This window comes from Levilactobacillus senmaizukei DSM 21775 = NBRC 103853 (genome assembly GCF_001592085.1).
Lineage (GTDB): Bacteria > Bacillota > Bacilli > Lactobacillales > Lactobacillaceae > Levilactobacillus > Levilactobacillus senmaizukei.
This window is the reverse complement of sequence record NZ_BCWD01000037.1, coordinates 1-11,881: the sequence shown is the minus strand read 5'-3', so window position 1 is coordinate 11,881 and position 11,881 is coordinate 1. Positions and strand designations below refer to the sequence as shown.

Genomic DNA, 11,881 nt, shown 5'->3' with positions numbered 1-11,881 from the left:
CTTTTCATTCTGCCACGTAATTGCTTTAGATATTTCAGTGACTTTGACCGTTCTTGTGCAATATATTCGCTGGTGTATCCACGGAGAATCAGGTGGCGTAGGATATTATTTTCTGCCGTATGCCGTTCCTCATCTTGACCGCGGATTTCTTTTTTAACATTTTCCGGCCACTTATCTGGATCGTCGCCATAATTGGCGTAAGCAGCTCTAATTTCAGCCATTTCCTTGTTTGATGACATAACTTTTACTTCTTCCTCAATAGTCGTTTTGCTTCGTTCCTTATTTCTTCAAATTCATGTTTACGTCGTTCTTTTAAAGCTTCATTGCAATTGGGACATGGGATAGCTGTTACGGTGCTTGCCGTGCAGTGGTAAAAAACGCCAGTGCCATGACACAATGGACATTCACTCATACGCTACGCACCCCTTTCATGCCGTCAAAAATCAGTTGCTGTTCCGGGCTATCTGGATATACGCGATCAATGAACTTGCCTTCATACATCTGTTTTAGCTGCCCTTTGGTGTTATTGGTCGTAATGATGGTGATACCTTTAGCGGTGTTGTGATTAAAATCAACTCTAGCGTTAGATACCCGATACATGATGTCTTGCAGATCCTTATGAACCGGTTTAATGTTGCCAGTCATACCACCTTCTGTGCCAAAATCATCTAGTACCAATACATCAACCTCAATCATCGAACGTGTTATGTTGATCAGTTTGGAACGAATTGAAGTGTCATCATATTTGTCATTGACCATTCTTAGCAGCTCGGCAGTTGATACAAACATGCCACTATGACCATGGCTCATCAGGTGGTCCAACATAGATAGTGCTAAAGACGTTTTGCCAACGCCACGATCACCCATCATAACCACATTGAAGTTTTTGTTTTCTAGCTGCTTAGCTAACACGAATGCTTTCTTGCCTAATGACTTGGCTAAGTGTGGATTGTCCTGCTTAGCAATATCCCAGTTGCCAAACGAAAACTTGAGCGGTATGTTGCCGGACCAGACCGAGTAGCTATAGTACTGGGCCATTTTGTCCCGTTTCAATTGTTGAGCTGCTTGTTCAGCCGTCTTACGATCTAATTCTTCTTTAGTTGGCAAGTGGTTCAGGTCAACGTGGTGGGCATTGGCTAGCCGCTGAATATATTCCTGGTCAAAAGTAACGTGCTCCATGTTAACCTCCCGTCCAGTACTCGCGGCCCTCATGTTTTGGTTCATCAGGTACTGCATTCAAATATCCTTCAAATTTACTAGCTCTAAATAAAGTAGATGGCCTTAAATACTGAGCCATATCTTTATTGTTGAGCCACAGTTTGCATTGATGGTCTATCACTTTTTGCATATCTTCGGCGCTAAATCCATCATGCTGTCGTGCCATAACTAATCCCTTGTTAGTGTTAGTGTGTTTGAAATGCTTGCCAGTCTTTTCGTTGAGATAGTCAATTACAGATTGCCAAGGAAACTCAGGTACTGCGTTAGCTGCACTATTCTCTTTTGTAGTCTCTGTAGTAGTCTCTGGTAGTCTATTGGTATTGGTGGGGACTGTCAGTCCCATTCCATTGGGACGCTCAGTCCCTATCGTTGGTACTGTCAGTCCCAATGCTGAACCCAAATTGTCTAATGCGTCATAATCGATTCTGTACCACTTTGTACGGTCAAATTTTGCCTTGTTATAGTTACCAGTAATTAGTAATCCACGTTTTTCAAGGTCTTTTAAATAACGCTGAATTGTTTTTTCTGATAGCCACGGAAACTGTTCATGCCATTTTGCGGCGCTATTATAAATCCACCTAAATCCATCTCTTATGTTGTTAGATCTGTTCAACCAATAATGAATTTGCTGGAGTATTAATGCCTTGTCGGAACTTTCTAATTTAACTGCTAATGATGGCAATACTTGTAGTGGCGGCTCATTTATTAACAGATTTCCCATTTGTTTCACCTCGGTAATTTCCTCTAACTCCAATTTTTCTCAACGTCTCTTCGTCTAACTTGATCCCAGTAATTGGAATGTGATACTTCTCTCCAAAGGCTGTCGGACCGATCTTATGCCATTCTGTATGGTGCTCACGACACAAACAGTTAACTCGTAGTTGCGTATGGTCAAGATGATTCCGATCACGGCCAGACCCAACTGTATCAACGTGATTAATATCCGAATGTTCACGGCCACACACCATGCACCGACGATGCCGGCAACACTGATATTGGTAATACTCTTGCTCTCTCGGTAGCAATTCATAGCCTTGTTTGAACGGTACACGCCACGTAAACATGAAGTCGATAACTAGGTCGAGTAACACGTTAGCGTCGCTTACGGACGATTCTGTCGTGTCTGACAGGCTAATCTGCTTGCCAAACGTGTATTCCTCATATTGCAGGTAGAACAACTCTTTTAAAAAGTCTGTAGGCATGCCTGACCAGGTATAAATGTCACTCAACAGGGCAAAGAATAGACGCCGTTGTTGTGGTCTAGCTTTGCGTGTGTCGGCTAGTTCCCAATCTAGGTAAAGTTGTTCACGTGAACCGCTAACGGTCTCAATATGGTCTAAATTAGGCTGATGATCAAGCTCAACTAACAAGTATGACTTGCCATTCCGTTCAAAGTATTTTGATCGTGACCGTTGCATTTAATCACCTCAAATCAGAACGGAATATCACTATCTTGAATATCAATGGGCTTGCCGTCATTAGCAAACGGATCACTCGTATTGTTCTGCGGCCGATTGTTTTGATAACTACCGTTACCAGTAGAGTTTTTTGATTCCAAGAACGAGAAGTTCTCAACAATAACTTCTGTGACGTATACACGTTGGCCTTGCTTATTTTCATAGTTGCGTGTTTGAATACGGCCTTCAATGCCTACCAGAGATCCTTTGTGGAAGAAGTTAGCAAAGTTTTCTGCCGACTTGCGCCAAATAACGCAAATAACAAAATCAGCTTCGCGCTCACCTTGTTTATTGGTGAACCGCCGGTCAACGGCCAGATTGAAAGTAGCTACAGCATCACCGCCTTGCGTATACCGTAAATCCACATCGCGGGTTAGTCGTCCGGTCAAAACTACTCGATTAATCATTAGAATTCCCCTTTTCTGTTTGCTTATTTAATTGACTAATCACAAGCATAATTAGGCTTTCAGCTTTGCTGTGGGACAGTTGATTAGATTGACTGACGCCCGCCTTTTCCAAATAACCATTTCGAACAGCCTCAATTGGTGCGTTAGCCGCCTTACTCATTGCTTTGAATAAGCCCTCAAGAGTAGTTTGTTGTTGCTTGGTCGAAGCTTCAGGTTTACTTGTATTTTTTCGTTGTGAATTGTTCCGATTAGGCGTGGTATCATTAGCTTGCTGACCATCGTCATCAGCCTCTGAGCTGACGCCAAATGTTGTCCCCAAAGAATAACGTTTAGCATAGGTCATGGCGCTTCCTACGTCTTGTGGGTTACCACTGGTTTTAAATTCCATCCAGGAAGAAGACTTACTATAACCATTTTCATGTGTGACAATCGTACGGACACGAACAACGCCATTAGCTGTCTCACAGTCCTGGTACCAAGCCAATCCAGTATCTTTTAATCCCTCATCAATTGCTTTAATTAGATCTTCCAGCAATACATAGTCGTAGTTTTTTCCACCGCTCTTAGTTTTATAGCCAACATGTCCGTTCTTTTTGGGCGCCTTAACTTGCTGGCGAAAATGGGAAAGTCCTTTATTAAAAGCCGACTGCAACTTTATCTTTAACTGATAATCAGCTTCAATTTTAGAGCTGGATTCTAAAACATTTGAATTTTCTGTAGGTTCGCTGATGTTCATGTTTAAATCTCCTTTGTGGGTTTAACGATCAAATTCTCTACTGATTCTTTTTCAGAAGCGCCATCGATGATTTGTCCTTCATCATTAACATAACGGCCCTTAACAAAATAAAATTGCTTCTTAATTTGTTTTTTATCAGGAGTTTTTTTGATATTGATTAGATCATTCAAACCTTGTTTTTCCAGTGACTGAACTACTGTCTCATCCGACCAATTGACTCCGGTTGGTGTCTTACGTGTCGAAACTGTGCCAAATGGCGTCTCGATTCGTGCCTTTGGATCATCTTTCCGTAACTTAGTTAAATAATCAGCAAACAGCCCCTCAAAAAAAGCACGGCTATATTGATTAGCTTGCAACTTAGATTCGAGCCAAGCATCAATTGATTCCTTTTGTTCCAATGCAACTTTCTTTAGTTCATCATCTTTAGCAGCTAGTGCGCGATATTTACGCATCGCCCACGTAGCAGAACTCAGATCCGTGATCTCAAAATTGGGTTTGCTTACTTCTTCGTCATTTTCTAAATCATATTTTTCTAGTGCATCCATTATTTCTCCTCCTCAAACTTGTTGTGTCCAAGATAAGTGACCAACCGCACCTCTGGGCAATATCCATAGAGTGCCAATACAGCACTCTGATAGCTGTCGTGACCGCCATCCTTAAAGTTTTCAAGGTAGTTATCAATGTCGATCAGATCATTGTAGATATAGACCGGCTGATCTTCATCATCAACGACCCAATAGCGGCTACTGACCAGTAATGGCTCGCCGTTGGTATCTAGCACCTTGGGAACAGCCGTACTGGTATCGTCCTGATGCCGGTAAAATCGAGTATAAGAAATTGTCACGCCATTTAATGCCATTGCAACCACCACCCGTCTGGAGTAGAATTAATGTTATAGAAATAGGATAAGTGCAATTCATTTTCGAGTTCTGACGGCCAGGTCAGGACTCTTTTTTTATGCCATAGTTTCATCGATCGACGACCTCCAATCCGTTAGTGAACATTTCAAATGGCTCATGGCCACGTTGCTTAATGACAGCAATTTGCTTATTCGACTTTCCGTAAACGTCTGGTTTGAGTTCTACTACTTTGCCAACACCAGCAGACACCATCTTGATACCTGCGGCATACGTATCTTCGTAACTGACCTTGTCACCAACATTAGCCTTCATGTTGATCCTCCATTCCAAAAAAGTTCTTCCAAAATGGTGTCCATCCGCCGGCACGCACCACTGACTTACGTAGCTGATAACCGACTGAGGCGATCAGCACGATTACTGCTAGCCAGAAGGCTAGGAAGCCAACTATCAGATAAACTTCGTACATATAACCATTCCTTCCTTATGCTGTCTGCTCAACTTTAGGCATGATTCCCTTTGATTCGAGAAAGTCATAAAGGAAACGTTGCCCTTTTTGCGTCCACTTCATTGTGTTACGAACTTGTTCCAGTCCTTTACTGTCCTTATACGGAAATGGTTCGACATGCGTGTAGCCTAGATTCTGATACTTGGCATACAGCAACCACGTTTTGCCTTGCTTGTATTGAATGCCCAGTCCGTGCAGCAGCTTATTAAACTCACGCGTTGAGTAGCCGTAGTTCTTAGCGATTACCGATGTTGTTTCCAATCCTGGATTAGCTAACATCTTATCGGTGTAGTCTGCTTTAGGCTTAAGTTCCTGGATAACCAAGTCCTTTTGCTTAAGCTGATTACCAGCTTGCAACAGCAAGTCCCCTAACGCGTCTTTATCGTGCGTGATGGCGTAGGCTTTCTCGTCCGTCATGTACGTGCCAGTCTTGCGGATTGACGGGAGAACGTCGTTGGTTACCCAGTGGCGGAACTCCGTTGCCTTACGGCGGATATCTGCATTCTTACCTTGCCGGCTGGCATCGAAGATGAGATCGTACACGCCAGATTCGTTGATGACTGTCACTGTTTGTTTTCCACCAGGGGTATCTATTTTAGACACCCCTTTGTCTTCCTCATTCACGTGTTCTCTAATAGCCTTTGCAGGTTGCGAATATCCTAAAGTTGCTGCTACGTCATTGCCAATAAAATGTGGTTCATCATCAATCATTACGGTGCGTACTTGATTGCCTTCAAAATTAAATGGTGTCATTTCGTGCATTCTAGTTGCTCCTTTCTTTTCATAACTACACTTGAAGTGTAGTTATCATCAAAAAAAATAATTTGCTTAAATGGAATATTGCATAAACAAGAAAACTCCCATGCTTTGTCTACTCGAAATACCATTTTTCCATTTTCATATTCACGATATGTCTGTCTGCTCATATTCAATTTGTTAGCCATTTGTTCTTGACTAAAACCAGCCTTGACACGTGCAGACCTAATATTAAAGGCTGACGAATCTTTCATACAATCACCTCCGTTTCTATATTTATAGTGTAGTACACTTGAAGTGTAGTTGCAAGCTAAATTTGCCTTTTTGTGGGTTTTTTTATCCAAAATGTTTACTTTGATACACTTATAGTGTACACTTAAATCAGTTAATATAAAGGAAGCGAATACTTTGAATATATCACAAAACATAAAAAAACTGAGAAAGTCTCACGGATATACACAGAAAGATTTGGCTTCTATCCTTAACGTAAGGCCAACATCTATCTCTGCTTGGGAATCTGGAAGAAACAAACCATTAATGGACAAGATCACTCTAATGGCTACCCTGTTCAACGTTTCTACCAGTGATATCGTTGGAGATACTTTTACCAAAAACAATATAATCGAAATTTATAATAAGTTATCCAAACCTAACCAAAAAAAGGTGCTATCTGTTGCAGAAGATTTGTTAAATAACCAGCAAAACAATAACCGAAACGTCATCAAATTCCCTAAAGACGATGACACCATCGAAATTACGGCCAGCGGTGTCCTCTCTGCAGGTGTGGGTGAGTTCCTTGATGATTCTACTAAGCCATTCACTGTAACCGTTCATAAGCCTGTCCCTAGCAATTATGACTATGCCTTCCAGATTAACGGCCACTCAATGGAACCGGTTTATCAGGATAAGCAAGTTGTCTTCGTCAAAAAGGAAGACGATTACCGTGATGGTCAGATCATTGCCGCGGTTATGGACGGTTGCGCGTATCTGAAAAAGCTGTCAGTAATTGATGGTGAGGCTACGCTGGTATCACTCAACCCAAAATATCCTAATATCAAAGTTGATAAAGAAACCGGCGTCAAAGTATTAGGCGTTGTATTCTCATGAGTCCCCTACATGGGGGCTTCTCTTAGCACTTCAAAAGAACATATGTTTGATTAGCCGGGTGGTTGGTCATGGGTCCGAGTCCTATGTAATCAGTTGATTAAAAAATAATACCGCCAGTCCTCAGGATCAGCGGTATTATGTTTATTATTAGTAGCGGAGAAAACTCGTTACTTTAGTGACGAGATGAATCCGTAACTCTTTTTTGTATTTTGGTATAATTAGAATTAAAGGTGGTGAATTAGATGGTTCTAAAAGGTATTAAGTTAAGAATCTATCCCAATCAAGAACAGCAAACACAAATTAAAATGAATTTTGGATATAACCGTTTTGTTTGGAATAAGATGTTAAATATGATGATCAAGCGATATGAGAATAATCCAGAGGCACCATTCCTAAATGCTTTTACATTAAACAATCTACTGCCTAGTTTGAAAATTGAATACCCTTGGCTCAAAAAAGCTGAAAGTACCAGTCTTCAAGCAACCAACCACGATCTAGTTGAATCCTATAAAAAGTTCTTTAAAGAGCATAGCGGTTTCCCCAAGTTCAAGTCCCGTAAATTTCCGAAGCAAAGCTATACTTCAAAAATGGGTATTCGACTAATAAACGAACATCAAATAAAGTTGCCAAAACTAGGATTAATGAGATTCAAATGTGGTCAAATCAAATTCGGAAAAATTAAAAACGTTACAATTCGTCTTTCTTCCGCTGGCAAGTTCTATGCAATCTTGTTGGTAGATACTGACATTGCTGAATTAGTCAAAACCAACCATTTCGTAGGTATTGATATGGGTGTTGCAGACTTGATGATTACCAGTGATGGAGTTAAATATCCAACTATTCGCTTTGATAAAGCACTATCTCGAAAGAAACATTACTGGGAAAAGCGTTTAGCACGTAGAAGATTACAAGCCATGAAAGAAATTGCTTGGGATCATCATAACAAAGTAGCTGAACCACGAGAATTGTCTGATTTCAGTAACTACCTAAAAGCTAAACATATGGTTGCCAAATACAGTGAAAAGATTACTAATCAGCGCAATAATTATCTGCATAATTTAACCAAACAATTGGTAGAACAATACGATGTGATTAAAATTGAAGATTTGAAAACCAAGAATCTTCTACGTAATCACAAACTTGCTCGTGCAATTGCTAATCAGTCATGGCGGGAACTACGTTCTCAGCTTGAATACAAATGTGAGTGGTATGGAAAACAGTTAGTCACTGTAAATCCACGAAAAACCTCTCAAATATGCTCTGATTGCGGCTATGATGACGGTAAGCATACATTGGATATTCGCCAATGGACTTGTCCTAAGTGCGGTGTTCAACACGACCGTGATATTAATGCTGCAAAGAATATATTAAGTGCTTAACTAGACTATCTAGGCTCGGAACGAGCCGTGGTAAATAGCTGTAACCTCTGCACGTAGTGCTAGACACTAATGTGTAAGTCAGCAGTGTTCCCAGAAGCTCGGTCATTCATGGCCGAGTAGTTCACATGGGCAGGCTACAAATTCTTCACACAGTGGATATGGTGGATCATAGGCATCATGCTGCTTATTGACGTCTGGAAGATTATTACGTCATGGCCAGCGTTGTTGATTATTGCCGGTACATGCTTCTACTTGCTATATAAGCGACATAAAGAAAAGATGCCACGCAAAAAGGTTAAGCCTACATTGTCTGAACCTGTTAATATGCAGGGAAAACACTTTTAAACTTGATACTTATGTACAAAAAAGGTAAACCCAAATGGGTTTACCTTTTAAACAACTAGTTAAACTAATTAAGCAATCCAGCTGCTGTTTGAAGAAGCAGTAGTAGCCGGACCACTAGTCAAAACAGCCTTAAAGCTGGCCTTCAGAGTATCACCATAAGTGGCACTCCGGTTGTCAGTATTGAAGTGAGTTGGGTCGAACGTGAATACGTAGTGGTAAACATCACCATTAGCTGCGTAGTAGTTCTTCGTACCACTAACTGAAGCTGCTTTGTTACTATCGCCAACAGCGGTATCCTTAGTGAAGCCTTGGCTGATAGTAGTTAAGTTATTGCCAATAACGGTACCCTTGTCACCACTCAAAGCAGCAATACCCTTAGCACTTAAAGTAGCAGTAAGGTCAGAAGCTGATAACTTAGCACCATTGGATAATACACCGGCAACGGCATTAGCCGTAGTGGATGCAGTGTTGTCAACATTGTCAGCAGTCAATTGAATCTTTGAAGTTGCAGCAGCAACAACATCAACATAGACAGTGTTACCATAAGTAGCAGCTTTTACCAAAGTTGAAGCATCAACACCAGATGCTAATGCATAACCAGTAGGTTTGTTGTTAGTGATGTAATCAGCAAGCTTTACGTTTGCAGCGTTAGCGTTATCCTGATCTGCAACCGTTTGGCCGGCCTTAGTAGTAGTAGCAGCAGTAATCCAAGTTGCAGTACCAACTTGTGCGCCGTTTGCACGGTAAACAATCTTAACACTGTTGTCAGATGTAGCAGCTGAATCAGAAATATTTAATGAAAGTCCACCAAGGTCTTGCTTAGTGTTATCAGTGATAGTTGCATCGTAACCCTTACCAGCGTAGATCCAACCAGAGATTGAAGAATCCTTGCTATCAGTTACGTGATAGTATAAAGAACCTTCCTTAGTCTTGGTAGCGGCCTTGTCAACCGTGAATGGATCAGTCTTGGAAGCACCGTAAAGGCTAACCTTCTTGGCATGGATATCGGTATTCTTAGGAGCAGTCCAAAGAGTGTGCTTTGAAGCATCCTTCAAGTAGTAACCGGTAGTACGTGCTGGAGTAGTAGCAGCAGTCGTAGTTTCAGCAGCTTTGATCCCGGCAGTAAATGTGCCAGCAGTCTTACCTACGTAAACGTAACCACGGTACTTCTTGTTCATGGTAACGATCTTGTAGTATACGGAACCACGGTTAGTGGTCTTAGTGCCGTATGCATAGAAAGTGTCGTTGGACTTCTTTGAAGCAGCTAACTTAGCAACTGTCTTCTTAGAAGCAACGACCTTGGCACCCTTAACAGTACCTGGCTTTGAGTAAATGGCATTAGTACCAGTTACAGTAACATTTTGACTCTTATCTGCAAGAGCGGTGTAAGCACCGGCAGTTGCATAGCTCTTAGCACTTGCAGTAGTGGTAGTAACAGCTGAAAGACCAGCTAAACCTAACACTGCAGCGCCTACATAAATAGACTTTGCGAATGATGAACGCATAGATGAAAACCTCCTAATAATTTCTTTTTAGCAAAAACATTATGTAAATGTCCACAATCATTCTTGCTAACGGCAATTATAACATACGTTACTGACTATGCCAAAAGAAAACTTTAACAAATTCACAAAAAAGTCACAATTACCAAAAAAGTGCATAAAAAACCCTCCAACAGGTCAGCGGAAGGGAAGAAATCATGGATTCATCTATGCAGGAGTAATTATATCTTATATGTAGCAAAAAAGCAATGACGATGAAATATTTGTAACAAAAAAGGACGCCCTGCTTGAAGGAGCGTCAAATCTTCAAAGAAGGAAGAAAGCCAACTCTAAAGAAATCTCTTAATATGGACTAACATTTATTTAATATAATGTCAATAAGAATAGAAAGAAGAACGTTTCCATTAAGTTACTAACAGTAGTAGAGAACAAGCAAACCTAATAACACTTACCATCATCTCATTGATTAACATGCTATGGTTGATAATACAATTAGCTATACCGATTCTTACTTTACATAAGGCGGCTTATCCCAAGTAAACCCTTCATGCCCTGATAAAACAACGATCCGTTATTTGGCCTTTGTGAAAATTGCCGGTGTGGGATTGGTATAGGTGAAAATCGCCCGAAAAATCAGAAAATCCACTTTGTGAAGTTAGCCATTCAAACGGCTATACCTTTACCTATAATCAGTGTATAAACCAATGAAAATTATTCTAATTTTCATTGTATCCAAATTTTTTATTTCTGGAATCAAACACTTTCTTCCACCAAGACTCACGACGCAAAATAAATGAATCATCCACTCTTGAATTATAATTTTCTAATATTGAATATTGAAAATTCTTTTTCACATATTCAAATCCAGCTTCTTTAATAAGCTCCTGTAGGCACTTATTCCCACCGTGACCATTACTAATGTAGCTTCTCCATCTATCTAAAAGCATGCCGTTTTTACTAGTTGCAGAACCAACATATAGCTTTCCATTAGATACATCACGAATTAAATATACCGCTTTTTGATTTGAAAGAGCGGTAATCCACTCACTTTTATTTTTTTCTAATACCAACTTTAACTGCTGATATGAAAGGCATACACTATCATAACCTGGAAAACCATCATTCTTATATACATCTGGTAAAACTTGAGAAACAACCAATTTTTCAAGTTTACTTTCCGCGTTAACAACTGAAGCTTGGAAATCTTTATGATATTTAATTAAAACCCTTCCATATAATGGACGATACCGTTTTAATTCCTTTCCAGCATAATTTATTCCATGAATTACACCTAACTCTTCCGTAACTAATTTAACTGTTGTCAGAAGATAAATATCTCCCTTTACTTTAACCAAATTAATTGCAACATCATTAACATTAAAATAACGTTTCTGATTTCTCCAAAATAACCATTGATTATTAATCAGCTCAGGATTCGCTTGAAACACGTCTATTGGATCTTCTTCGGTATTCCATTGATTAAACTTAATTTTTACATTTTCTAGGTTAGACAAACCTAACAAATCATTTAAATAAATAGCATGTGTACTCAACAAAAAAACTCCTAACCATTATGAATTTAATGTTGACGGGTTATGGTTTTCCATTT

16 protein-coding genes are annotated in these 11,881 nt (G+C 40.1%); 2 read left to right on the top strand and 14 right to left on the bottom strand.

Features of this window, described 5'->3' with window-relative positions:
- The 12 genes from LSE01S_RS10055 to LSE01S_RS10005 all read right to left on the bottom strand — a co-directional run.
- Positions 1 to 239 (bottom strand): hypothetical protein (locus LSE01S_RS10055; protein ID WP_156470525.1); only part of this gene is annotated, 239 nt, incomplete at its 3' end.
- Positions 240 to 408: 169 nt separating this feature from the next.
- The gene (locus LSE01S_RS10050) at positions 409 to 1,179 is read right to left on the bottom strand and encodes an ATP-binding protein (RefSeq protein WP_061777495.1); all 771 of its coding nucleotides are present in this window, start codon (positions 1,177 to 1,179) and stop codon (positions 409 to 411) included.
- A gap of 1 nt (position 1,180) precedes the next feature.
- Positions 1,181 to 1,939 (bottom strand): conserved phage C-terminal domain-containing protein, encoded by a 759-nt coding sequence (locus LSE01S_RS10045; protein WP_061777500.1) that lies wholly within the window; start codon positions 1,937 to 1,939, stop codon positions 1,181 to 1,183.
- Positions 1,917 to 2,636 carry a putative HNHc nuclease gene (locus LSE01S_RS10040; RefSeq protein ID WP_061777493.1) on the bottom strand — a complete coding sequence of 240 codons (720 nt, stop codon included), beginning with the start codon at positions 2,634 to 2,636 and terminating at the stop codon, positions 1,917 to 1,919. The genes LSE01S_RS10045 and LSE01S_RS10040 overlap by 23 nt, the downstream gene beginning before the upstream one ends.
- A 14-nt stretch (positions 2,637 to 2,650) precedes the next feature.
- On the bottom strand, positions 2,651 to 3,082 hold the full coding sequence (gene ssb, locus LSE01S_RS10035) for a single-stranded DNA-binding protein (RefSeq protein WP_057878596.1): 432 nt from the start codon (positions 3,080 to 3,082) through the stop codon (positions 2,651 to 2,653).
- On the bottom strand, positions 3,075 to 3,818 hold the full coding sequence (locus LSE01S_RS10030; RefSeq protein WP_082622393.1) for an ERF family protein: 744 nt from the start codon (positions 3,816 to 3,818) through the stop codon (positions 3,075 to 3,077). The genes ssb and LSE01S_RS10030 overlap by 8 nt, the downstream gene beginning before the upstream one ends.
- Before the next feature lie 2 nt (positions 3,819 to 3,820).
- Entirely contained in the window at positions 3,821 to 4,363 is a 543-nt protein-coding gene (locus LSE01S_RS10025; RefSeq protein ID WP_061777492.1) for a host-nuclease inhibitor Gam family protein, read from the bottom strand.
- The gene (locus LSE01S_RS10020; RefSeq protein WP_061777491.1) at positions 4,363 to 4,677 is read right to left on the bottom strand and encodes a hypothetical protein; all 315 of its coding nucleotides are present in this window, start codon (positions 4,675 to 4,677) and stop codon (positions 4,363 to 4,365) included. The genes LSE01S_RS10025 and LSE01S_RS10020 overlap by 1 nt, the downstream gene beginning before the upstream one ends.
- A gap of 109 nt (positions 4,678 to 4,786) precedes the next feature.
- On the bottom strand, positions 4,787 to 4,990 hold the full coding sequence (locus tag LSE01S_RS10015; protein ID WP_061777490.1) for a hypothetical protein: 204 nt from the start codon (positions 4,988 to 4,990) through the stop codon (positions 4,787 to 4,789).
- Positions 4,980 to 5,144 carry a hypothetical protein gene (locus LSE01S_RS11005; RefSeq protein ID WP_156470524.1) on the bottom strand — a complete coding sequence of 55 codons (165 nt, stop codon included), beginning with the start codon at positions 5,142 to 5,144 and terminating at the stop codon, positions 4,980 to 4,982. The genes LSE01S_RS10015 and LSE01S_RS11005 overlap by 11 nt, the downstream gene beginning before the upstream one ends.
- Before the next feature lie 15 nt (positions 5,145 to 5,159).
- The gene (locus LSE01S_RS10010; protein WP_268872855.1) at positions 5,160 to 5,936 is read right to left on the bottom strand and encodes a phage antirepressor; all 777 of its coding nucleotides are present in this window, start codon (positions 5,934 to 5,936) and stop codon (positions 5,160 to 5,162) included.
- Positions 5,933 to 6,193 carry a helix-turn-helix transcriptional regulator gene (locus LSE01S_RS10005; protein WP_061777488.1) on the bottom strand — a complete coding sequence of 87 codons (261 nt, stop codon included), beginning with the start codon at positions 6,191 to 6,193 and terminating at the stop codon, positions 5,933 to 5,935. The genes LSE01S_RS10010 and LSE01S_RS10005 overlap by 4 nt, the downstream gene beginning before the upstream one ends.
- 154 nt (positions 6,194 to 6,347) lie before the next feature.
- Between LSE01S_RS10005 and LSE01S_RS10000 the strand changes: the two genes are divergently transcribed.
- Both LSE01S_RS10000 and LSE01S_RS09995 read left to right on the top strand, forming a co-directional pair.
- On the top strand, positions 6,348 to 7,046 hold the full coding sequence (locus LSE01S_RS10000; protein WP_082622394.1) for an XRE family transcriptional regulator: 699 nt from the start codon (positions 6,348 to 6,350) through the stop codon (positions 7,044 to 7,046).
- Between the two features lie 242 nt (positions 7,047 to 7,288).
- Positions 7,289 to 8,425, top strand: a complete 1,137-nt coding sequence (locus tag LSE01S_RS09995) for an RNA-guided endonuclease TnpB family protein (protein ID WP_061777486.1) — start codon at positions 7,289 to 7,291, stop codon at positions 8,423 to 8,425.
- A 413-nt stretch (positions 8,426 to 8,838) separates the two neighbouring features.
- Here LSE01S_RS09995 and LSE01S_RS09990 read toward each other — a convergent pair whose 3' ends face one another.
- Both LSE01S_RS09990 and LSE01S_RS09985 read right to left on the bottom strand, forming a co-directional pair.
- The gene (locus LSE01S_RS09990) at positions 8,839 to 10,275 is read right to left on the bottom strand and encodes a hypothetical protein (RefSeq protein ID WP_061777485.1); all 1,437 of its coding nucleotides are present in this window, start codon (positions 10,273 to 10,275) and stop codon (positions 8,839 to 8,841) included.
- Positions 10,276 to 10,988: 713 nt separating this feature from the next.
- Complete coding sequence (locus LSE01S_RS09985; protein WP_174520200.1) at positions 10,989 to 11,825, bottom strand: GIY-YIG nuclease family protein; 837 nt, start codon at positions 11,823 to 11,825, stop codon at positions 10,989 to 10,991.
- Positions 11,826 to 11,881 lie beyond the last annotated feature (56 nt).